We start from the raw sequence: 21614 nt of genomic DNA, 5'->3' as shown, positions 1-21614 counted from the left end.
GCCGGGTGCTGGCAAGGTAGTCGTCGAGCGCACGAATCAGGGCCAAGGGTGAAGCTTCAATGGACGCTTTGCTGATGCTTTTTTCACCCTGGATTTGGTCGAGAAAAACCCCGTAGGCCTGGCCGAAGTTGTCTTGCTTGTTGAGCTGTTCCCAACGGTTAAGAGTGAAATCGTCGCTGGCCAGGACCCACAGACGAACCAATGCGTGTCGGTATGAAAATTCTGTGCTTGCGGGATCCAACAAGGTCGAGAGGCGCTCCATAAAACTCCCTTTTTGAGGGAGTTTATAAGAGAAAATTATTCTATTGAACGAAGCGCATTTCGCTGTCGGCATCACAAACTCAGCGCCTTTGCCGATGCTCTCTGGCCAGCGCTGCATGATGCCGTCGCGGGTGAAGCAGCTCACGCCCTTGCCGAACTCGTGGTCGTTGATGATCTGCACGGCGGTGGCGAAGTCACTCACGCGCACGCAACTCAAGAGGGGCCAAAAATTTCTTCTTTGTAGATCTTCATGTCGGTGCTCACATGGTCAAACAGCGTGCCGCCCAGCCAGAAGCCGCCTTGTGAGGGTGTTTCGACCAAAGAGCAGGCGCATAAGGGCGTAAAAACAAGGCTTTACGACAATTCATGTGTCGCATAAAATGGTTTGCGACACTTAATTGTCGCAAACCGCCCGCCACTTCAAAGCCCGCCTCATGCCACGCCTGACCCCCGCCCAAGAGCTGGACAGCTTGCTCGAACTCATAGTCATTGCCCCTGATGGTGTGGGCATTGACAGCATCGCGCAGCAATGGGGTGCCCCGATCCACCGCCGCACCCTGCAGCGGCGTTTGGCCTTGCTGGTGGCGCAGCAACGCATCGAGATGCTGGGCGATCGCCGCACGGCGCGTTACCGCCGCGCGGCATCAGCCGTCATACGCGCACAAGAGCCAGAGGCCATTTGGCGCACAGCCCCGCCGCCAGATGACCTGCTCGTGTCGGTGGCTGGGGCCGAGGTCCGCGCCTACGTCACCCAGCCGCGCCACCTGCGCAGCCCGGTGGCTTACCGGCAGTCGTTCTTGGAGCAATACCAGCCCAACCAGACCGCCTACTTGCCGCAGGGCTTGCGCGAGCAGCTGCACGCCATGGGCCGCTCGCCCGCCGAGCAAACCCCTGCGGGCACTTTCGCCCGGGACATGCTCAACCGCTTGCTGATCGACCTGTCTTGGGCCTCGTCGCAACTGGAAGGCAACACCTACAGCCGCCTAGACACCGAGCGGTTGATCGCGTTTGGCCAGGCCGCCGAAGGCAAGGACGCGCTGGAAACGCAGATGATCCTGAACCACAAACAGGCCATCGAATACCTGGTGCTCAGCCTCGACAACGCCCATGTGCAGACCAACACCGTGATCGCGCTGCACGCTTTTTTGTCGGACGGCCTGATGGCCGACCCCACCGCCGTGGGCCGCGTGCGCCGCCGCCCGGTGGAGATCGGCGGCAGTGTTTACCTGCCGCTGGCGCTGCCCCAGCGGCTGGAGGAGTTGCTGGGCATCGTGGTGCAGATGGCCGCCGAGATTGCCGACCCGTTTGAGCAAGCCTTCTTTTTGATGGTGCACCTGCCCTACTTGCAGCCGTTTGAAGACGTGAACAAACGCGTGTCGCGGCTGGCGGCCAACATCCCCTTCATCCGCCACAACCTGTGCCCGCTGTCCTTCATAGACGTGCCGCAACTGGCCTATGTGAACGCCATGCTGGGTGTGTACGAACTCAACCGCGTGGAGCTGCTGCGCGACGTGTTTGTGTGGGCCTATGAACGCTCGTGCCAACAGTACGTGGCCATTCAGCAGACCCTGGTGCCGCCCGACACCTTTCGGCTGCGCCACCGGCAGGCCCTGGCCGAAGTGGTCGCCGCCATCGTGCGCCAGGGCGAAGCCGCCAACGAGCAAGCGGTGAAAAGCAAGATCCCCGACTCGGTGCCACCAGACGAACACCCACAATTCACTGCGCTGGTGCTGGCCGAATTTGCGGCGCTGCATGCGGGCAATGCGGTGCGGTTTGGGATTCGGCCGTTGGAGTATTCGGCTTGGCTTGAGAGGTGAATCGGCGCTCGCCGCGCGGGGAGTACTTAGCTCGCTGGACCGGGGCGCCGGTCCGGGGGATGGTGCGGCTGCAACCACCAGGCCTGAGCTGGGGCGGAGGGCGAAGCGAAGTCAAGGAGTAGGACTGGGCAATGCCCGGTCCGGGGGACATGAGCGCTGCCCTCCGCCCCAGCCCAGACCCGCCACAGAGGTGCGACTAGCCGAGTGGACTGCTTCGCTGCGCTCGCAGTGACGGGGGGCTTACTTGGCCGTGGGCATCACGAACTCAGCCCCCTTGCCAATGCTCTCAGGCCAGCGCTGCATGATCGACTTTTGCTTGGTGTAAAAGCGCACGCCCTCTTCGCCGTAAGCGTGCATGTCGCCAAACAGCGAGCGCTTCCAGCCGCCAAAGCCGTGCCAGGCCATGGGCACGGGAATCGGTACGTTGATGCCGACCATGCCCACCTGAATGCGGCGCGCAAACTCACGCGCCACGTTGCCGTCGCGGGTGAAGCAGCTCACACCGTTGCCGAACTCGTGATCATTGATGATCTGCACGGCGGTGGCAAAGTCGGGCACTCGCACGCAGCTCAAGACCGGGCCAAAGATTTCTTCTTTGTAGATTTTCATGTCGGTGCTCACGTGGTCAAACAGCGTGCCGCCGAGCCAGAAACCGTTGTCGCAACCGGCACCAGCCTTCGCGCAGTCAAACTCGCGGCCATCGACCAGCATCTTCGCGCCTTCAGCAACGCCCGCGTCGATGTAGCCCTTGATGCGCTGACGCGCCGCGTCGGTCACGATGGGGCCCATTTCAGCGGCCAGGTTTTCACCGTTGAGCACTTGCAGCGCCTTGGTGCGCTCAATCAGCTTGGGCAAAATTTTGTCGGCCACATCGCCCACCAACACCGCCACGCTGATGGCCATGCAGCGCTCACCGGCCGAGCCGTAACCCGCGCCAATCAAGGCGTCCACGGTTTGGTCGATGTCGGCATCGGGCATGACGACCAAGTGGTTTTTCGCGCCGCCCAGGGCTTGCACGCGCTTGCCGTGGTGCGCGCCGGTTTCGTAGATGTAATTGGCAATCGGTGTGGAGCCCACAAAGCTGATGGCCTTCACATCGGGGTGCTCCAGCAGCGCGTCCACGGCTTCTTTGTCGCCCTGCACCACGTTGAACACACCGTCGGGCAAACCGGCTTTTTTGAGTAACTCGGCCATGAACAGCGATGCGCTGGGGTCGGTTGGGCTGGGTTTGAGGATGAAGGTGTTGCCCGCGGCAATGGCCACCGGGAACATCCACATGGGCACCATGACGGGGAAGTTGAAGGGCGTGATGCCGGCCACCACGCCCAGCGGCTGGCGCAAGGTCCAGTTGTCGATGCCAGTGGACACCTGGTCGGTGAAGTCGCCCTTGAGCAGCTGCGGAATGCCGGTGGCAAATTCCACGATGTCGATGCCGCGCGAGACTTCGCCTTGCGCGTCGGTGAACACTTTGCCGTGCTCGGCGGTGATCATGTGCGCCAACTCGTCTTTGTGTTGGTTCAGCAGTTCGAGGAACTTGAACATCACGCGGGCGCGGCGCAGCGGCGGTGTGTCGGCCCAAGCGGGAAACGCCGCTTGCGCAGCGGCCACGGCTTGGGCCACTTCGGCGCTGTTGGCCAGGGCCACGCTGCCGGTGACAGCACCGGTGGCGGGGTTGGTGACGGGTTGGCTGCGGCCCGAAGCGCCTGCGGCGACTTGGCCGTTGATGTAATGGCCGATGGGGGTGATGCGCATGTTGATCTCCTGGATGGTTGGTGGTTTGGGCTGCATGGCGGTTCGCACAGGGGATGCCTGAGTCAGCGCCCTTTGCTGGATTGCCGCGCTTCGCTCGCAATGACGAGACAGGGGGGCGCTAGCATCACCCTCACCAACGTCACCAACGTCACCAACGTCACCAACGTCACCAACGTCACCAACGTCACCAACGTCACCAGCGTCACCAGCGTCACCAGCGTCACCAGCGTCACCAGCGTCACCAGCGTCACAGCCTTATCAATCGCATCAAGGTCATTGCGAGCGAAGCGTGGCAATCCATGTCCTGAGCTGATAAGTGTAGGCACCCCCTTCACCCGCTACAAGAGCTCGAAAATGAATTGATTGTTAAAAATAATGAACAATGCTTGCATGGAAGACAAAAAAATCAACACCCTTTGGACGCACCTGCACTGGCTGAGCGTGCTGGCCCAGCAAGGCAGTTACACCGCTGCCGCCTCTCGCCTGGGCGTGAGCAAAGCCGCCATGAGTCAGCGCATCGCCGAGCTGGAGCGCGCCGCCAAAGTCACCCTGGTGCAGCGCACCACCCGCAGCCTGCGCCTGACCGAAGCCGGGCAAAAGCTGGTGGACGACACCCGCGCCTCGTTTGAGCTGATCGAGCAAAGCTTTGCGCAAGTGCGCGATTTGGCCGAGCAGCCCAGCGGTTTGCTGCGCGTGACCGCCCCGGTGGCGCTGGCCCGCCAGCAACTGGTGCCCTTGTTCGCCGCTTTTTTGAAAGACTACCCCGAAGTGCGCATCGAGCTGGACTTGTCCGACCGGCTGAGCGCCTTGGCCACCGAAGGCTACGACCTGGCCATTCGCCACACCGCCCGCCCGCCCGACACGCATGTGGCCTGGGCGCTGTGCGCGACCGAGTCGGTGCTGGTGGCCACCCCGGCTTATCTGAAACAGCATGGCCGACCGACCACACCTGCCGAGCTGCAAACCCACAACTGCCTGCATTACCCCCGTTCGCAAGACACCCCGGCTTGGACTTTCGAGCCGAGTCCAGTTTCAGAACCCGCTTCAGACGCGGCTTCTGAACCCAGGTCGAACACTTTCGAGCGCATCACCGTGCCCGTGAGTGGCAACTTTGCCGCCAACAACAGCGAGGCTCTGAGAGAAGCGGCCTTGACCGGCGCAGGCATCGCCCTCATGCCCGACTTCAGCGCCCAGGCCGAACTGCGCAAGGGGCAGCTGGTGCGGGTTCTGCCCGATTGGAAACCCGTGGGCGCCTTCGCCGAAACCATCTACGCCATCCGGCCGTATGCGCCGCACGTGCCCCGGGCGGTGACGGCCTTGGTGGCTTGTTTGCGTGAAGGACTGGCTGGGGGTTTTGGGGTTTGACACGATGGTGCGTTTGAGGTCTGTTCGTCAGTCTGACGCCTCTTGGAAAAAGAAATGGCTTCTTGCGCATCCCTCGTGGCCTGTTCAAGGGGAACGACCGGTTTGGATTTCACGGGTGTGTTGTTGAGCGTGAGGGCTGACGAACCTGTTCACGCAGGCGGTCAAATTAGGCCAGATCGACCGGCACAGTCGGGGCAGAACTGACCCCGGTTAGGAGTTTTTCAGGCAATTGCAGCCGATCCTGATCCTTACGGATCAGCTCCCGGACATATTTGCTGCTGGTGCCGTAACCGCGCTGGCTGATCTGGGTATCCACAAAAGTTTTCAAGGTTTCGGGCAAGGAAATGTTCATGGTGCTCATCCGCTCAGGACAGTGAAATTGGCAAAATTTGGCAAGAAGAGCTTTTTTTCAAAGAGGCCAGCGTGTATTGGCATGCAGTATTTAGCAAACTAAAACTTTTGCCAACGCCAAGCGTGCGTCTTTTTGCCCCAGTGCAAACGCATCTTCCACGGTGGTGCCCGGGCGGCAGTCCCAGGTGGAGACCGGAACTTTGCGGCTGGGTTGCCAGTAAGTTCGGCCATCTGCTTTGAACAAAGCGGGTTTGTCGGGGTAGTGCCGGGTCAACAAGACCAGTGTGGTTGATTTTTCTTGGGGGGTTTGCGCAGGAATCGGGGCGTTGTCGGTGTAGCCCCCATCAAAAGCCCATTGGCCTTGAAGGCGAACACCGGACATGAAGGGCGGTGCCGCTGCAGCGGCCCTCAGGATGGCTTGTGCTTCTTGCACAGTGGCGCAGTCGCGCAATGCAAAGAACGCTTGTCGCAGACCCAAAAAGCGAGGCAAAGCCGGGTGGATGTTGTGAAACAGCTTTTTGTCAATGAGATAAGCCAGAGAACCAGCGGCAACACTGCCCATGAGACCCAGAGCCTTGGCGGGACGGGTCACCGCGACCAGCAATTGACTGGGCGCTGTCTGGAGCGTTTTGAAGTTGCCCTCGTGCACAAAAGCGGCGAGCCATGCGGGATAAACCGTTTGATGGGCGAAGTTCAATTGGAGCCGTTTGAGCCCACGCCAGTCCAACAATTGGGCATTGGCGGCATAAAACTTTTGACACGCCTTGAGCGCGGTCATCGTGCTGCCCGTCAGAAGCGATGCCGCGATGGCGGCTCCTGCGCTGGTGCCGACCAGTTGGGCGGGCAGTTGCAAGCCTTGAGCTTGCAAATGCGTCAGCAGACCCGCCTGCCAACAGCAGCGGTTGCAGCCACCTGCAAAAGCCAGGGTTTGCAACTGTTAAAATTTCAAGGTGAACATGGGCATTTATTGAATAAATAAGTTCTATGTCCCTGTCATTCACGAGGCCCGAGCATGCAAACCTGGATCAAAACAAATCGCAGCTTCATCCTGTTCCTGTGCTGCTTTGGCTTTTTCCGCTTGGCCGTGGCCGACTGGAACCCCATCCCATCTGGCTCCATGCGCCCGACTTTGCTTGAAGGCGATGTGGTGCTGGTCAATCGCCTGGCTTATGACTTCAAGCTGCCTTTGACCGATGTGGTGGTCGCCCCGTTGGGTGAGCCGCAGCGCGGGGATGTGGTCACATTCACCTCGCCCAAAGATGGCGTGCGCATGATCAAGCGGCTGGTGGCGGTGCCTGGCGATGTGGTCGAGATGCGCAACGCAGTGCTCTACCTCAATGGCGCAGCGTCTGAATACCTGGCTCCGGTGGCCGTGACCGAGCCGCTGGGCGGCGGGCAGACCACAGCCGCCATCCAGGCCCGCGAACGCGTGGCCGGTCATGAGCGTGCGGTGCAGGTTTTGCCTGAGCTGAATGCGTTGCGCAGTTTTGGCCCGGTGCGGGTGCCGCCAGGTCAATACTTCTTTCTGGGCGATAACCGGGACAACAGCGCCGATTCGCGTTTTTTCGGCATGGTGCCGCGCCATTTGCTGATCGGCCTAGCGCACCACGTGCTGGTGTCGGCCGACATCTTGGGCAACTGGATGCCGCGTTGGGATCGTCTGGTGCAGGTGATTCAATGAGTGCGGTTTTTGCAAGTCGTGTGCTCGAAGGCAGCTTGATCGCCCGCCGTTTGCCGGGCGCGCATTTTCGTGATGCTTGGTCGGTCGAGCCTGCTGATCCAGGTTTGTGCGCGTTGGAATATTTTTTAAAAGCAGCGCAGGCCACGCCGGCATGGGTCAATGGGCTCATGTCGCTGCGCAATCGGGTGGTGGCCCGGCTTGGGCTCAAGGACCTTGGGCATTTGGGTGGATTCAATTCAGACAAACCGCTGGACGAATACCAACCGGGGGACCGCATCGGCATTTTCACCCTGATCGAAAACCAGCCTGATGCACAAGCTGATCGTGCCCTCGGTGATGCGTGTGTTGGGCTAAGGGCGCTCAGCGTCCGAAGAGCCGTCTCATCCTTCAATTTGCACTAAAAAATGACCTCTACTAAGAAGCTGTTTGCGATTGTTTCCATTTTGTACTGGCTGATGGGTATGCATTTATCCATGAGCAACCCAGGCGGCCAAGGACTGTACATGCCATTCAATGCGTGGGGCTGGATCTTTGCCAGCTTGACCATAGGCTTGGGACTTTGGACGGTCACGCAAAAAGGAAACCTGACCTTCAGCACCTTGCAAAAGGGCTTGTGGATGGGCGCTTTTTTATTGCTCTTGCCCATGCTTTATCCGGGCTTCGAATTGAAAGCACATGCCCTGCCCCGGCTCTTGGGTTTGATGGCTGGCTTGCTGTTTTTGTTTTGCCTTTACCAGTGGCCACTGAGCCGCTCTGGCCGCGATAAATGGCTGCACTTGTTGTTGGGGGCGGTGGCCTTGGAGGCGCTGCTGGGATTGGTCCAGTTTTACCTGCTTGAGCCGGGCAACTGGATGGGCTATGACACGAAGTCCAACCGACCCCATGGGATTTTTCAACAGCCCAATGTGATGGCGACCTTCATGGCCACGGGTTTGGCCTTGGCCAGTTGGCTTCAATTACGAAACGATGGCCAAGTCTGGCTCAAGGCCTTGCGTTATGGCGTGGTTCTGGCGGCAAGCCTGTTGCTCACCGCCCTGCAGTCCCGGGTCGGCATGTTGGGCGGCTTGCTGGCCTTGCTCTTGCTGGCACCCCAACTGCTGCGCCAAAGACAGTGGATGATTTTTGTCCTGGTGGCGCTGGGCGTGGCCATTGCTTTGGGTTTTTCGCCTGAGGACACCACCCAACGCGGTCTGGAAATTTACCAATCCGGCGGCATCAGGGTGCTTTACTGGGCACATGCCGCGAATTTGATAGCCCAAGCCCCATGGGCAGGCTGGGGCTACGGGGCATTTGAAATTACATTTTTGAATGAATACGCAACCAAAATGATGCTGCAGCCGCAATTGTCGCCGATTGCCGAAAATGTAGATCATCCGCACAATGAGTTTTTATATTGGGCGGTCGAAGGCGGAATGGCGGCCATGCTGGGCTTTTTACTGATGGCTGCGGTGCTGCTGTGGCGCGTTTTCCAGGCAGGCTTGCTCAAAGGCATGGGCTTGCTGGCGCTGTTGACACCCATCTTGCTCCACACCCAGACCGAGTACCCCCTCTACCATGCGGTGGCACTGTGGTGGGCGCTGCTGCTGCTGGTTCACGTGATGGATGCGGAGGTTGAAGAAGACCGGCAAGCGTCGGGTCTTGGCTCCTGGAAAGAGTCCGTTTACCAACCCAAAAGCTTGATGCGACTGGCTGCCGTCTTGCTTCCTCTGGTGGTGGTGCCTTTCATGCTCTCCGCCATACACACCGCTTGGTTGGTGACCGAGTTCGAACGCAACGGCCGCAGCGAAATTCATTTGCTGCAAAAAATCGTCAACCCCCTGCCGTGGCAGAGTCGGGTTGAACACAACGTTTTTACACTGCAATTGCAAGAGGGCCTGCTCAAGCGCGACCCCGAACAGCTTGAGTCCTATCTCAACTGGGCACAAGGCCATGTGCGCCACACCCCAAGAGCCAGGATTTATGCCAACATGGCCATGGCGTTGCAGGCCATGGACAGAACAAGAGAAGCCCAAGACGTGCAAGCGCTGGGCCTGCGGCTTTATCCGGGAAATCCTGGGCTGAGCAAGGCCTTGGCTGTGGGCGCGGAGTCGGGCAAGTCGGCCAAAACACCGAGCCTGTGAATCGTGGGACGCAAAACTGCAGAGACGGGTCGGCTGTGCTGTTCTGACAGTGAGCACGGTGGTGCACATGCACAACGTGTTAGGGCGTTTGAACATGCTGCCTGTGGCGCCTGTTCACAAGCTGATCGTGCCCTCGGTGATGCGTGTGTTGGGCCCCATGCGCCCGACTTGGCCGGAAGCAATAGAGTGTTGTAGATTCGCCATGCCAGTGGTCGGCATCGTTTTGCCCTTGTAGGGTTGAGCCTTTTCAAACCCCTCTCGCCAACACCGGAAACAACTTGGTCAGCCCGTCCGCCATCACTTCCACAGCCAGTGCCGCCAAGATCAAACCCATCAGCCGCGTCATGACGTTGATGCCGGTTTTGCCCAGGATGCGGGCAATCGGCGTGGCCAGTGAAAAGCACAGGGCGGTGGCCAGCGCAATCACCACGCCGTAGCCCACCAAGGTGCCCAGCTGGGCGAAGTCTTTGGCTTTTTCGGCGTAAATCACCACCGTGGACATGGTGGCCGGGCCAGTCAACAAAGGGATGGTCAGCGGCACCACGGCGATGCTGGCGCCCACAGCGGCTTTGGCTTCGGCGTCGTGCACCTCGTCGGCGTTGGCTCGGGCTTCGGCCGGTTGGGCGTTGAGCATGGACAAAGCCGCAGTCAGCAGCAGCAAGCCGCCGCCGACCTGGAAGCTGGCCAGCGAGATGCCGAAAAATGCCAGAATTTGCAGGCCCAGCAAGGCGCTGATCGCAATCACAATGAATGCGGTCATTGCAGACACCAAGATGGTGCGCTGGCGCTGCGCGCGGCTGAAGTCTTGGGTGTAGTGAATGAAGAAGGGAACGATGGCCAAGGGGTTGACGATGGCCAGCAAGGTGATGAGCGGTTTGAAGTCCATGCCGTGCATTGTGCCGGGTGTTGGCTGGATGGCGGTCTCGCAGACCGGCTGTAAGATGGCTTGTGACTTTCAACCCAAGGCTTTTCACGTGTTTTCCTTTCTCGGCAGCTTTTTTCAAACCTTGCATCGAATGACTTTGAAGGTCTCCGATTGGCTCGTCCAGGTTTTCCGAATGGGTTTGGTTTTGCTTGCCTTGGCTTACGGCGCAGGCATGGTGTGGTTCATTTACTTTGCGGACCGGGTCACCATCGCAGACCACACGGTGTTGGTGCTGGACCTCAAAGGGGCCTTGGTGGAAGAGTCGCCTGGCGGCTTGCGTGACAAGGTTTTGGGCGAGTTGCAAGGCGCGTCGACCGATTCGGTGCGTTTGCGTGATCTGCAGATGGCACTGGCTTTGGCGCAGAAAGACCCACGCATTGAGCGTGTGCTGCTCAAACTCGATGACTTCAAGGGCGCGGGCTTGGCGTCCTTGCGCGAAGCGGCCTGGGCCATTGAACAGTTCAAGACCTCCGGCAAGCCTGTTGTGGCGTGGTCTGCGGCTTATGACCAACGTCAGTTTTACTTGGCAGCACATGCCACTCAGGTGGCCGTGCATCCCATGGGCATGGTTTTGATTGAAGGTTTTGGCCGCCAACGCAATTACTACAAAGAGGCGCTGGACAAGCTGGGCATAGAGGCCAACCTGATCCGTGTGGGGCAATACAAGTCTGCGGGCGAACCGTTCATCCTCAGCCAAGCTTCTGAGCAAGCGTTGAAGGCGCAGGCGCATGTGTATGACGCTTTGTGGCAGCTTTACACCGAGGGCATTGAGCAAGCCCGCAAGCTGCCACCCGGCAGTGTGGTGCAACACATCGACAGCTTGCCCGGTGCGTTGCAGGCTGTGCAGGGGAATGCGGGCCAGTTGGTCAAGGACTGGAAATGGGTGGACCAATTGCAGACTTTCGAATCTTTGCGTCAAACGCTGATGGACACGGTGGGCAAAGACGAGGACGGCCAGACGTTCCGCCAAGTCGGCTTCAAGGACTATCTGCGAGCGCATGAGCAACCGGTCAAAGGCGAGCATCTGGCGGTCATCGTGGCCCAGGGAGAGATTGGCGATGGCCGGGCTCCGGCGGGCAAGATCGGCGGGCTTTCCACCTCCGATTTGATTCGCGCAGCGACCGAGGATGAAGAGGTCAAGGCCATCGTTTTGCGCGTCAACTCACCTGGCGGCAGCGCCTTTGGGTCTGAGTTGGTTCGCGACCAGCTGCGCATTGCACGTGACAAGGGCAAGCCGGTGGTGGTCTCCATGGGGGACGTGGCCGCCTCAGGCGGTTACTGGATGGCCATGTCGGCTGACCAGGTGTGGGCCGATGCGTCCACCATCACAGGCTCTATTGGGGTGTTTGCCATGCTGCCCACCGGGGAGGGCTTGATGCGCAAACTGGGTGTGAACACGGATGGCTACCGCACCACTTGGCTGGCCGGTGCCTACGATCCGCGCAAAGCACTGGAGCCGCGCGTTCAGGCTTTGGTGCAGTCAGGTATTGAGCATGTTTATACCGATTTCATCGGCAAAGCAGCGCAAGCACGCAAGCTGGACGTGGCCCAAATGCAAGCGCTGGCGCAGGGCCGCATTTGGACAGGTGCGCAGGCGCAGGCGCATCGTTTGGTGGACCGGGTCGGTAACTTCAATGATGCGGTGCAGGCCGCCCGTGAACTCGCTAACAAGTCGGCTGGCACGGACCCGCCTTTGCCCATTCGGTATTGGGGCCCCCAAGTTTCTAAACTGCAAAGCTGGTTTCAGCGGTATGGGATGCAAGCGGCGGCACAGCTTGGCTGGGGCGTGGGCCAGTCCGAGCTCGCACCGTTAACGGGCTTGCCTGCTCAGGTGAACGGCGAGCTGGCTGCGGATTTCATTTGGCTCCAAGCGCTCTTGGATCAGGCACAGCCCTATACGGCTGCTGCCCATTGCCTGTGCCAAATCACGCCTTGATCGCCTTGATCGCGACCTGAGCGATCAAGGCGTTTGGGCAGGATGCCTGCGGCGGAACATGCCCCAGCCTTCCATGTGCAGCACTTTGTCACCGTGCTGGTTGAACATTTCCCACAGGTTGCGCGTCATGCCCACATCGGGGCGCTTGCCCATGGGTTTGGACTCGAGCAGGGTGGATTGCAGGCGCAGCGTGTCGCCGGGGTACACCGGCTTGAGCCATTTGATGCCTTCAAGGCCCGGTGAGCCCAGACTCGAGGTTTCGCACAAGAAGTTGGTCACCATCAGCCGCATGGCCATGGCGCAGGTGTGCCAGCCGCTGGCCGAGAGGGCACCAAAAACCGAAGCCTTGGCCGCTTCGTCGTCCAAGTGAAAGGGCTGCGGGTCAAACTGGGTGGCAAAGGCGATGATTTCTTCGCGTGTGGGCGAAATGCTGCCCAGGTCACGCACCTGGCCTGCGGCCATGTCTTCCCAGTAGTATTGGATGGGTTTTGGCGTGTGTGCCATCAGCGGCCTCCCGAGATGTCCAGAAAGCTCATGGTGGTGTAGCTGGCCTTGTCCGACAACAGCCACACGATGCCCTCTGCCACTTCCTCGGCGCTGCCGCCACGTTGGGCGGGGACCAGGTGCTGCAGCTCTTTGACCCGGTTGGGCAAGCCGCCCGAGGCGTGGATCTCGGTCTCAATCAAACCTGGGCGCACGGCGTTCACGCGGATGCCTTCGGCGGCCACTTCTTTGGCCAAGCCGATGGTGAAGGCGTCGATGGCGCCTTTGGCGGCGGCGTAGTCCACGTACTGGCCGGGCGCGCCCAGTCGGGCGGCGGCGCTGGACACGTTGACGATGCTGCCCCCTTCGCCGCCATGCAGCGTGCTCATGCGACGCACGGCTTCGCGGGCGCAGATCAGGCTGCCGATCACGTTGATGTCAAACATGCGTTTGAGGCGGGCCACGCTCATCTCGTCCACACGGGCCTTGACATCGACCACCCCCGCGTTGTTCACCAGGCCCGACAGGCGGCCGAGTTTGGCGTCGATGTGCTCGAACATGCGCAGCACTTGGTCTTCTTCGGCCACATCGGCTTGCACCGCCATGGCTTGAGCGCCAAAGGCGCGGATTTGCCGCACCACTTCGTCGGCGGCCAGTGAGTTGGCGGTGTAGTTCACCGCCACCGACCAGCCGTTTTGAGCCGCCAAGAGGGCCGTCGCGGCCCCAATGCCTCGGCTGCCCCCCGTCACCAACAAGACCTTGCTCATGGGGTATCTCCTGCAAAAATGGGTTGTTGCGGTTACAACCGCAGAGCACCAATTACACAACGCACAAGGAGACAGCATGGGTCGCACAGTGGACTATTACCTCGCCCCGCAAAGCCCCTGGGCTTATTTGGGCCACCAGCGCTTGGCCGACATCGTGCAGCGCAGCGGGGCCACGCTGCGCATCCTGCCCATTGACTTAGGGGGCAAGGTGTTCCCCATTTCGGGCGGTTTGCCACTGGGTCAGCGTGCGCCGCAGCGCCAGGCCTACCGTTTGGTGGAGTTGCAGCGTTTCAGTGCGCACTTGAATGCGCCGCTGAACCTGAAACCCCGGTTTTTCCCGGTCAGCGGGGACGATGCGGCACGCCTGATCATCGCGACCGACATGGCGCAAGGCAGCGCGTCGGCGATGGCGATGGCGGGGGCCATTTTGGGCGCTTGCTGGGCGCAAGAGCGCAACATCGCCGACGAGAAAGTTTTGGCCGAGTTGTTGGCCGAGCAAGGCTTGCCCGCGGCTTTGCTGGAGCGTTCGCACAGCCAAGCGGTGCAAGAGCGTTACGAAAGCCATACCCAAGCGGCCATCGATGCGGGCGTGTTCGGTGCCCCCAGTTATGTGGTGGATGGCGAGATTTTTTGGGGCCAAGACCGGCTCGATTTTGTCGAGCGCGGGTTGGCGCTTTAACTTCAACGCTGACCCACGCGGTGCATGGCGCAATGCCTGTGGGGTCTGTGGCCCGGCAGGTCAAGGTCAAAGCATCGACGCGTTTCAACCCACAACAGCAAAGAAGGACAGGTCATGGGCACGATGATTGAACTCCAAGCCGCCGACGGCACCCGGGTCCCCGCCTACGAGGCGCGGCCACGGGGTGAGCCCAAGGGGGCGGTGGTGGTGATTCAGGAGATTTTCGGCGTGAACAGCCATATTCGCCAGGTGGCCGATGGTTATGCCGCTGTGGGCTACTTGGCCGTGGCCCCGGCGGCTTTTCACCGCGTCAAGCCCGGGGTGGAGCTGGCTTACACCGAGGCCGACATGGGCGAGGGCTTTGGCTACAAAACGGCCGCAGAGGCCTTGCCCGCGCCGGGTGTGATGCAAGACATTCAGGCGGCGATTGACCATGCGGCCAAGGCTTCGGGGGGCAAGGTGGGCATCGTGGGGTATTGCTGGGGCGGTTTGCTGACTTGGCGTGCGGCCTGCACTTTGTCGGGCTTGAGTGCCGCCGTGCCTTATTACGGTGGGGGCGTGACCACCGAGGCTGAAACAGCGCGTCAACCAAGCGTGCCGGTGTTGGCGCATTTTGCCGAAGAGGACAAATGGATACCATTGGACACGGTGGCGTCATTTCAAAAGGCCCACCCCTCAGTTCAGGTGTTCACCTATGCCGCGCACCATGGTTTCAACTGCGACCAGCGCGCTTCATGGCATGCGCCCTCGGCCCAGTTGGCGCGGGAGCGCACACTGGCGTTTTTCAAGCAACACTTGGGCTGATCTGGCGAGCCCATCGCCCGAGCGCGTCCGCGCGTCCACGCGTCCTTCAACGGGCCGCAATCCAGCGTGCAGCGTCGCGGGCAAAGTAGGTCAGCACGCCGTCGGCACCGGCGCGCTTGAAGGCCAGCAGGCTTTCCATCATGACCAGGTCGTGGTCCAGCCAGCCGTTTTGTGCAGCGGCTTTGAGCATGGCGTATTCGCCCGACACCTGGTAGGCGAAGGTGGGCACTTTGAACTCGTCTTTCACGCGGCGCACGATGTCCAGGTAGGGCATGCCGGGCTTGACCATGACCATGTCGGCCCCTTCGGCCAGGTCCATGGCGACTTCGCGCAGCGCTTCGTCGCTGTTGCCGGGGTCCATCTGGTAGACCTTTTTGTTGCTCTTGCCCAAGTTGCCGGCCGAGCCGACCGCGTCGCGGAAAGGGCCGTAAAACGCACTGGCGTACTTGGCGCTGTAGGCCATGATGCGGGTGTGGATCAGGCCGCGGGCCTCGAGCGCTTGGCGGATCGCGCCGATGCGCCCGTCCATCATGTCGCTGGGCGCGACCATGTCCACGCCGGCTTCGGCTTGCGTGAGGGCCTGCTGCACCAGCACGGCGGTGGTTTCGTCGTTCAGGATGTAGCCGGTTTCGTCGAGCAGGCCGTCTTGGCCATGGCTGGTGAAGGGGTCGAGCGCCACGTCGGTCATCACGCCCAGCTCGGGAAAGCGGTTTTTCAGCTCACGCACCACGCGGGGCACCAGGCCATTGGGGTTCATGGCTTCGCTGCCTGTGGGGTCCTTGAGGCTGGCGTCGATCACCGGGAACAGTGCCATGACCGGGATGCCCAGCTTGACGCAGTCTTCGGCCACCGGCAGCAGCAAGTCGAGTGACAAGCGCTCGACACCGGGCATGGAGCCCACTTGCTGGCGCTGGTTGTGCCCGTCCAGCACGAACACCGGATAGATCAGGTCGTGCGGCGTGACGCGGTGCTCACGCACCAGGTTGCGGGTGAATTCATCACGGCGCAAGCGGCGTGGGCGGTTGGCGGGGAAGGGGGCGACGGGGTTCATACTGAAAATTGTGCCTGAACAGTTTCAAGTTGCCAAAAGTGGTGGCCGTGTTTGCAGTCTCCAAGGCGGCAGTTCAGCTTGTGCAGGCCAGACACAGGCATCAGCAAATTAAGCAACAAAAGCCACAAAAAACTCAATGTCAGACTTGTTATTGGTTTTGATGTTTGATAAATTAGCCACGGGCAGCTTGCTGCCTCCCGCTTTTCCTCCCTGAGCGGGTGCCTTGATGTGTGACAGCAAAAAGGCTTGCTGCCCCCGGCCCCTGGCCGGGGGCCTTTTTTGCTGTGCCAATTCTCTTTTGGCAGCACCCAAAGCCTGCCTCACTGCAAGCTTTGCTGGCTACACTCTGATCATGCTCTGGATCAAAGCCCTTCACATCGTCTTCATCGCCAGCTGGTTTGCAGGTTTGTTTTACCTGCCCCGCATTTACGTCAACTTGGCCATGGTGGACCCCGGCTCCGTGGCTGAGCGCGATCGTTTGCTGTTGATGGCGCGCAAACTGTACCGATTCATGAGCATTTTGGCCGTTCCTGCATTGGTTTTCGGTTTGTGGCTCTGGCTTTTTTATGGCATTGGCTTGGGCGCGGGTCATGGCTGGATGCATGCCAAGTTGTTGATTGTGCTGGCTTTGTTGGCCTACCACTACAGCTGCTGGGTGGTTTTGCGCAAGTTTGAAAAAGGCCAGATGCAGCGCAGCCACGTGTGGTTCCGATGGTTCAATGAAGCACCGGTCATCATGATGCTGGGGGCGGTGGTTTTGGTGGTGGTCAAGCCCTTTTAAAGGCCCTCAACCCGCATGATTTACTCGGCAAGTCGCAAAACTGCCACATGGCCTTTGTTTTGGGCTTATGTGTTGGTGATCCTCTACGCCAGCCTCTACCCCTTTGACAATTGGCGTTTTCAAAGTGCATTGTCATGGGCATTTTTGACCGACCCTTGGCCGCGTTATTGGACAGGTTTTGACTTGTTCTCCAACCTCGTGGGCTATGCGCCATTGGGTTTTTTGTTAACGCTCGCGGTGCACCGCAGTCGGCGTCGCTGGCGTGGCATCACCCTGTCGGTTTCGGCGGCGGCAGTTTTGTCTTTGTCCATGGAGTCCTTGCAGATGTTTCTGCCTGTGCGCGTGCCCTCCAACTTGGACATTGCCTTGAATGTGCTGGGTGCTTGGATGGGTGCAGTGCTGGTGCAAGTCATGGTGTGGCTGGGCTGGATCGAGCGCTGGGGTCGATTCAAAGACCGTTGGTTCGAGGACGAGACCGAGGCCAGTGGTGCCTTGGCCTTGTTGGCCGTTTGGCCCTTGGCCCTTTTGTTTCCAAGCCCTTTGCCCTTTGGACTGGGCCATGTTTTTGAACGGTTGGAGTCGAGTTGGATTGAATTTTTATGGGGCTCTCCATGGTTGGAATGGTGGCCTATGCGGGTGCTTGAATTGCAGCCAATGACCAGCACAACGGCGGTGTTGTGCATGGCTTTGGGTCTGCTTTTGCCCTGCCTATTGGCTTTTGGGGTGGTGAGCCGACAACCCCAAAGATGGGCTGTGGCAGGGGTTTGCCTGGCCTTGGGCATGTTGGCCAGCGCCTTGTCCGCGACTTTGACTTATGGCCCCGCGCACGCTTGGGTCTGGGTCAGTGCCGAGGTGGGCAAGGCCGCAGTGTGGGCGGTGGCGGGGGTCTTGGCCTTGTCTTGGCTGGCGCCCAGCATGTGTTGGGCCTTGGCCGTGTTGGCCTTGGTCTTGCAGTTGAGCTTGCTCAACAGCGCGCCCGCCGATGCCTACTTTGCCTTGACGCTGCAAACCTGGGAGCAAGGCCGTTTCATCCGGTTTCATGGTTTGATTCAGTGGCTGGGTTGGCTGTGGCCTTATGCGCTGCTGGCTTATCTGTTGAGCCGCTTGTCCAGTCGAGACGCTGGTTCCCCGAGCCCTTTCAGGTGAGCCGGTGCACTGGCCTAAAATCAAACCATGAGCAATCAAACCCCTCCCTCTTATTTCAAAAGACACATCTTCTTTTGTTTGAACGAACGCCAAAACAAGGAGGCGTGCTGTGCCCAACACGGTGCCCAGGCCGCCTTTGACCACTGTAAAGCCCAAGTCAAAGCACTCGGTTTGGCAGGCGCCGGAGAGGTTCGGGTGAACAAGGCCGGCTGTTTAGACCGTTGTGCGGCCGGACCGGTGGCGGTGGTTTACCCCGAAGGGGTTTGGTACAGCTACGTGGATCAGGCGGATATCGATGAAATTGTGCGCTCACACCTGAAAAATGGTCAGGTGGTCGAGCGCTTGTTGACGCCCTCGCATTTGGGTCGCTGATGAGTCCCGCAACACAGGCCATCAGCTTGGATGGCGCAACTGGCCGCATCGAGGCTTTGCTGGACGCTCCGGCGCAGGGTGAGACTTTAGGAACAGCTGTGCTGGCCCATCCGCACCCTTTATTTGGCGGGACCATGCACAACAAGGTGGTGCAAACGCTCGCCCGTGCTTTTGTTTCCAAAGGATGGCGCGTGGTTCGGTTTAATTTCAGGGGTGTGGGTGCCAGTGAGGGCACACACGACGAGGGACGGGGCGAGGCGCAGGACATGCTCAAGGTCATTGCGCAAGTGGCTCCGCAGGGGGCTTTGGCGTTGGCCGGGTTTTCTTTTGGTGCTTTTGTGGTGACGCATGTGGTGCAAGCGCTGGGGGAACACCGACTGCCCCTCCAATTGGTGTTGGTGGGCACGGCTGCATCGCGTTTTGAGGTGGCGCAAGTGCCCCATGCCTTGCACGCGCATTGCTTGGTTGTGCACGGGGAGCAGGACGATACGGTGCCACTGAGCAGCGTCATGGATTGGGCCAGGCCGCAATCCTTACCGATCACGGTGATTCCCGGGGCGTCGCATTTCTTTCACGGACAATTGCCCCTTCTCAAAAGCTTGGTGACGCGCCATTTGACGGTCTGATGCGCGTCGCGCCCCCAAGACCTGAACAGAGTTTTTCCACATCCGCGCCGCTTGGCGTTGCCATTTTGGCGCTCTCAGCGCCAACAGACTTGAAAATGAACCCGCTCGCATGAACTTCTTTTTGAAAATACTGGCCAGTTTCTTGTTCTTGGTGACGTCCTGGCAAGTCCAGGCGCAAATGCCAAAACCGCCTGAAGTGGCGGTCAAGGCTTATTTGTTGTTGGATGTGACGGCCAATCAGGTGCTGGCTGCCAAAAATCCGGATGTTGCCGTTGAGCCAGCATCCTTGACCAAGCTGATGACAGCTTATTTGGTGTTCGATGCGCTCAAAAATCGCAAGCTGGACTTGCAACAAGCTTTGCCGGTGTCGGAGCGCGCATGGAAAATGCCCGGTTCGCGCATGTTCATTGATCCCCAAATGCGGGTGCCCGTGGAGGACTTGGTCAAGGGCATGATTGTGCAGTCGGGCAACGATGCCGTGGTGGCTTTGGCCGAAGGTGTGGCCGGCAGCGTAGAAAGATTTGTTCAGCTGATGAACGACCAAGCGGTTTTTTTGGGCATGAACAGCACCCAGTATAAAAATCCTGAGGGTCTCACGGCACCAGGACACACGACCACAGCCCGCGATTTGGCCTTGCTGGCCACGCGGTTGATGCGCGATTTCCCGGAGTACGTCCCTTACTACGCGATCAAAAAATACCGTTACACCGGCACGCCAGCCGCCAATGAAACCAACCGCAATTTGCTGCTGTTTCGGGATGTCACAGTGGATGGGCTCAAAACAGGCCATACCCAAGCGGCGGGTTATTGCCTGGTGGCCTCGGCCAAGCGTGTTTTCCCGAATGTGGGTGAGCGACGTTTGTTGAGTGTGGTTTTGGGTGCAGAAAGCGAAAATGCCCGCGCCAATGAAAGTCAAAAGCTCCTCAACTGGGGTTACTCTGCATTTGATGCGGTCAAATTGTTCGATGCCAACCAAACGGTGGTGGAACCACCCGTGTGGAAGGGCAAGTCACCCAAACTCAAGCTGGGGTCACTGGGCCCCTTGGTGGTGGCCGTGCCCGCAGGCAGCGCGGCCCAAATCAAGACACAAGTGGTGCGCCCTGATCCGCTGGTGGCGCCTTTTGCCAAAGGTCAAAATGTGGGCAGCCTCAAAGTCTCGCAAGGCGACCGGGTCTTGCTTGAGGTGCCACTGGTGGTCCTAGAGCCGGTCGAACAAGCTGGCGCTTTTGGCCGAGCTTGGGATGCTTTGCGTTTGTGGATCAAGTGAGCGGCCGCACATTCAACCCTGCCAAGTAAAAAGACGGCATAAAAGAGCGCATGAAAGCAGGCAAGCTTGCCACGCTCAGATTCGAGCGGTTATACTGGCAGGCTTTTCCGCTTTTGGGGCGGAGAAGTTTCTTTTGTCTTTTTAAACGTTTAGGGACGTTACAAACAATGCCAACCATCAATCAATTGGTGCGTCAGGGGCGCGAGGTCGAAACGATCAAGTCCAAAAGCCCTGCGATGCAAAATTCACCACAACGCCGTGGTGTCTGTACCCGTGTGTACACCACCACACCTAAAAAGCCCAACTCTGCTTTGCGTAAAGTCGCCAAAGTGCGCTTGACCAACGGTTTTGAGGTCATCTCTTACATCGGCGGTGAAGGCCACAACCTGCAAGAACACTCGGTGGTTCTGGTGCGCGGTGGTCGTGTCAAAGACTTGCCCGGTGTGCGTTACCACATCGTGCGTGGTTCGCTCGACTTGCAAGGCGTGAAAGACCGCAAGCAGTCTCGCTCCAAGTACGGTGCTAAGAAGCCCAAGGCCAAGTAAGCCCTCACGGGTTGAAATTTTTCGGTGCTGTTTCCCGCGTGGCGCGGTGATCCAGCGAAGTGACCCGAAACCCGGAATTGTCCAGGTGGGTCGAGTAAGTGAGCGGTTTTGAATGACCCTCGCGGTGTCTGAAAAGATGCCAACTGAAGCAAATATGAGGTGAAATATGCCACGTCGTCGCGAAGTCCCTAAACGTGAAATCCTGCCGGATCCCAAGTTCGGCAATATCGAGCTGTCCAAATTCATGAACGTGATCATGGAGGGTGGCAAAAAAGCGGTTGCCGAGCGCATCATTTACGGTGCCCTCGAAACCATGGAAAAGAAATCAGGCAAAGACCCTGTCGAGCTGTTCTCGATTGCCATCAACAACGTCAAGCCCATGGTGGAAGTCAAGTCCCGCCGCGTGGGTGGTGCGAACTACCAGGTGCCTGTGGAAGTGCGCCCTGTTCGCCGTTTGGCTTTGTCGATGCGCTGGATCAAAGAAGCCGCTCGCAAGCGCGGTGAAAAGTCGATGGCCCTGCGTTTGGCCAACGAATTGCTCGAGGCCAATGAAGGCCGTGGCGGTGCCATGAAAAAGCGTGACGAAGTTCACCGCATGGCCGAAGCCAACAAGGCGTTCTCGCACTTCCGCTTCTGATTCACAAGGGCTTCACAAACAAGCCCGACATTGTCAGAAGCCAGCCCGCTGGCCCCAAAAGGGGTGGCGGGCTTTGGTACTTAATCATTGGAGAAACATATGGCTCGCATCACCCCCATCGAGCGTTATCGCAACATTGGTATTTCGGCGCACATTGACGCTGGCAAGACCACCACAACCGAACGCATTTTGTTCTACACCGGCGTGAACCACAAAATTGGTGAAGTGCACGACGGTGCTGCCACCAT

At 59.4% G+C, this 21614-nt stretch carries 25 protein-coding genes and 1 pseudogene; 17 read left to right on the top strand and 9 right to left on the bottom strand.

Annotated features, from left to right (window positions below):
• Positions 1–319: 319 nt before the first annotated feature.
• Positions 320–558 (bottom strand): annotated as a pseudogene (locus tag ACIQ39_RS02720) (aldehyde dehydrogenase family protein); the annotation flags it as partial.
• Positions 559–695: 137 nt separating this feature from the next.
• Between ACIQ39_RS02720 and ACIQ39_RS02715 the strand changes: the two are divergent.
• Complete coding sequence (locus ACIQ39_RS02715) at positions 696–2078, top strand: Fic family protein (protein WP_396433073.1); 1383 nt, start codon at positions 696–698, stop codon at positions 2076–2078.
• 240 nt (positions 2079–2318) lie between these two features.
• Here ACIQ39_RS02715 and ACIQ39_RS02710 read toward each other — a convergent pair whose 3' ends face one another.
• Both ACIQ39_RS02710 and ACIQ39_RS02705 read right to left on the bottom strand, forming a co-directional pair.
• Entirely contained in the window at positions 2319–3830 is a 1512-nt protein-coding gene (locus tag ACIQ39_RS02710; RefSeq protein ID WP_396433072.1) for a CoA-acylating methylmalonate-semialdehyde dehydrogenase, read from the bottom strand.
• A 62-nt stretch (positions 3831–3892) separates the two neighbouring features.
• The gene (locus ACIQ39_RS02705; RefSeq protein WP_396433071.1) at positions 3893–4126 is read right to left on the bottom strand and encodes a hypothetical protein; all 234 of its coding nucleotides are present in this window, start codon (positions 4124–4126) and stop codon (positions 3893–3895) included.
• Positions 4127–4220: 94 nt separating this feature from the next.
• Here ACIQ39_RS02705 and ACIQ39_RS02700 point away from each other — a divergent pair, with 94 nt between their 5' ends.
• Positions 4221–5195 carry a LysR family transcriptional regulator gene (locus tag ACIQ39_RS02700; RefSeq protein WP_396433070.1) on the top strand — a complete coding sequence of 325 codons (975 nt, stop codon included), beginning with the start codon at positions 4221–4223 and terminating at the stop codon, positions 5193–5195.
• Positions 5196–5361: 166 nt separating this feature from the next.
• Here the strand turns inward: ACIQ39_RS02700 and ACIQ39_RS02695 are convergent, their stop codons facing one another.
• Both ACIQ39_RS02695 and ACIQ39_RS02690 read right to left on the bottom strand, forming a co-directional pair.
• Positions 5362–5556: a type II toxin-antitoxin system ParD family antitoxin gene (locus tag ACIQ39_RS02695; RefSeq protein WP_396433069.1), complete on the bottom strand. Its 195-nt coding sequence runs from the start codon at positions 5554–5556 to the stop codon at positions 5362–5364.
• Between the two features lie 81 nt (positions 5557–5637).
• Positions 5638–6480 carry a patatin-like phospholipase family protein gene (locus ACIQ39_RS02690; protein ID WP_396433068.1) on the bottom strand — a complete coding sequence of 281 codons (843 nt, stop codon included), beginning with the start codon at positions 6478–6480 and terminating at the stop codon, positions 5638–5640.
• Positions 6481–6558: 78 nt separating this feature from the next.
• On the opposite strand from ACIQ39_RS02690, the gene lepB reads away from it, so the two are divergent.
• The 4 genes from lepB to ACIQ39_RS02670 all read left to right on the top strand — a co-directional run bounded on the left by lepB (position 6559) and on the right by ACIQ39_RS02670 (position 9582).
• A complete protein-coding gene (gene lepB / locus ACIQ39_RS02685) occupies positions 6559–7227 on the top strand; it encodes a signal peptidase I (protein ID WP_396433067.1) in 669 nt (222 codons plus the stop codon).
• Complete coding sequence (locus ACIQ39_RS02680; RefSeq protein WP_396433066.1) at positions 7224–7628, top strand: DUF2867 domain-containing protein; 405 nt, start codon at positions 7224–7226, stop codon at positions 7626–7628. The genes lepB and ACIQ39_RS02680 overlap by 4 nt, the downstream gene beginning before the upstream one ends.
• A gap of 72 nt (positions 7629–7700) precedes the next feature.
• Positions 7701–9347 (top strand): Wzy polymerase domain-containing protein, encoded by a 1647-nt coding sequence (locus ACIQ39_RS02675; protein WP_396433065.1) that lies wholly within the window; start codon positions 7701–7703, stop codon positions 9345–9347.
• Positions 9301–9582 carry a DUF2867 domain-containing protein gene (locus ACIQ39_RS02670; protein WP_396433109.1) on the top strand — a complete coding sequence of 94 codons (282 nt, stop codon included), beginning with the start codon at positions 9301–9303 and terminating at the stop codon, positions 9580–9582. The genes ACIQ39_RS02675 and ACIQ39_RS02670 overlap by 47 nt, the downstream gene beginning before the upstream one ends.
• Before the next feature lie 12 nt (positions 9583–9594).
• Here the strand turns inward: ACIQ39_RS02670 and ACIQ39_RS02665 are convergent, their stop codons facing one another.
• On the bottom strand, positions 9595–10233 hold the full coding sequence (locus ACIQ39_RS02665) for a MarC family protein (protein WP_396433064.1): 639 nt from the start codon (positions 10231–10233) through the stop codon (positions 9595–9597).
• A 172-nt stretch (positions 10234–10405) separates the two neighbouring features.
• Between ACIQ39_RS02665 and sppA the strand changes: the two genes are divergently transcribed.
• Positions 10406–12208: a signal peptide peptidase SppA gene (gene sppA, locus ACIQ39_RS02660; protein ID WP_396433063.1), complete on the top strand. Its 1803-nt coding sequence runs from the start codon at positions 10406–10408 to the stop codon at positions 12206–12208.
• A 24-nt stretch (positions 12209–12232) separates the two neighbouring features.
• Here the strand turns inward: sppA and ACIQ39_RS02655 are convergent, their stop codons facing one another.
• Together ACIQ39_RS02655 and ACIQ39_RS02650 are read right to left on the bottom strand one after the other, a co-directional pair.
• Positions 12233–12712: a MaoC family dehydratase gene (locus tag ACIQ39_RS02655; RefSeq protein ID WP_396433062.1), complete on the bottom strand. Its 480-nt coding sequence runs from the start codon at positions 12710–12712 to the stop codon at positions 12233–12235.
• Complete coding sequence (locus ACIQ39_RS02650; protein ID WP_396433061.1) at positions 12712–13458, bottom strand: SDR family oxidoreductase; 747 nt, start codon at positions 13456–13458, stop codon at positions 12712–12714. The genes ACIQ39_RS02655 and ACIQ39_RS02650 overlap by 1 nt, the downstream gene beginning before the upstream one ends.
• 76 nt (positions 13459–13534) lie before the next feature.
• On the opposite strand from ACIQ39_RS02650, the gene ACIQ39_RS02645 reads away from it, so the two are divergent.
• Together ACIQ39_RS02645 and ACIQ39_RS02640 are read left to right on the top strand one after the other, a co-directional pair.
• Positions 13535–14137 (top strand): 2-hydroxychromene-2-carboxylate isomerase, encoded by a 603-nt coding sequence (locus tag ACIQ39_RS02645; RefSeq protein ID WP_396433060.1) that lies wholly within the window; start codon positions 13535–13537, stop codon positions 14135–14137.
• Between the two features lie 114 nt (positions 14138–14251).
• Positions 14252–14941, top strand: a complete 690-nt coding sequence (locus tag ACIQ39_RS02640) for a dienelactone hydrolase family protein (protein WP_396433059.1) — start codon at positions 14252–14254, stop codon at positions 14939–14941.
• Positions 14942–14987: 46 nt separating this feature from the next.
• On the opposite strand, the gene hemB is transcribed toward ACIQ39_RS02640, so the two are convergent.
• On the bottom strand, positions 14988–15992 hold the full coding sequence (hemB, locus tag ACIQ39_RS02635; RefSeq protein WP_396433058.1) for a porphobilinogen synthase: 1005 nt from the start codon (positions 15990–15992) through the stop codon (positions 14988–14990).
• Between the two features lie 352 nt (positions 15993–16344).
• Here hemB and ACIQ39_RS02630 point away from each other — a divergent pair, with 352 nt between their 5' ends.
• The 8 genes from ACIQ39_RS02630 to ACIQ39_RS02595 form a co-directional block, all read left to right on the top strand.
• Entirely contained in the window at positions 16345–16773 is a 429-nt protein-coding gene (locus tag ACIQ39_RS02630) for a CopD family protein (RefSeq protein ID WP_396433057.1), read from the top strand.
• A gap of 15 nt (positions 16774–16788) precedes the next feature.
• Positions 16789–17919, top strand: coding sequence for a VanZ family protein (locus ACIQ39_RS02625; protein WP_396433056.1), 1131 nt, complete (start codon positions 16789–16791; stop codon positions 17917–17919).
• Positions 17920–17946: 27 nt separating this feature from the next.
• Positions 17947–18291: a (2Fe-2S) ferredoxin domain-containing protein gene (locus ACIQ39_RS02620; RefSeq protein WP_396433055.1), complete on the top strand. Its 345-nt coding sequence runs from the start codon at positions 17947–17949 to the stop codon at positions 18289–18291.
• Positions 18291–18917 (top strand): alpha/beta hydrolase, encoded by a 627-nt coding sequence (locus tag ACIQ39_RS02615; RefSeq protein ID WP_396433054.1) that lies wholly within the window; start codon positions 18291–18293, stop codon positions 18915–18917. The genes ACIQ39_RS02620 and ACIQ39_RS02615 overlap by 1 nt, the downstream gene beginning before the upstream one ends.
• A 109-nt stretch (positions 18918–19026) precedes the next feature.
• Positions 19027–20184: a D-alanyl-D-alanine carboxypeptidase family protein gene (locus ACIQ39_RS02610; protein WP_396433053.1), complete on the top strand. Its 1158-nt coding sequence runs from the start codon at positions 19027–19029 to the stop codon at positions 20182–20184.
• 167 nt (positions 20185–20351) lie between these two features.
• Entirely contained in the window at positions 20352–20729 is a 378-nt protein-coding gene (rpsL, locus tag ACIQ39_RS02605) for a 30S ribosomal protein S12 (protein ID WP_011466063.1), read from the top strand.
• 166 nt (positions 20730–20895) lie between these two features.
• A complete protein-coding gene (gene rpsG / locus ACIQ39_RS02600; protein ID WP_396433052.1) occupies positions 20896–21366 on the top strand; it encodes a 30S ribosomal protein S7 in 471 nt (156 codons plus the stop codon).
• A 99-nt stretch (positions 21367–21465) separates the two neighbouring features.
• On the top strand, positions 21466–21614 hold a 149-nt coding region (locus tag ACIQ39_RS02595), incomplete at its 3' end, for a GTP-binding protein (protein WP_396433108.1).

The organism is Limnohabitans sp., from assembly GCF_044361645.1.
In the GTDB taxonomy this organism is placed as follows: Bacteria; Pseudomonadota; Gammaproteobacteria; order Burkholderiales; family Burkholderiaceae_C; genus Limnohabitans_A.
The sequence above is the reverse complement of the archived record's forward strand: the minus strand, read 5'-3'. Positions and strand labels throughout refer to the sequence as shown.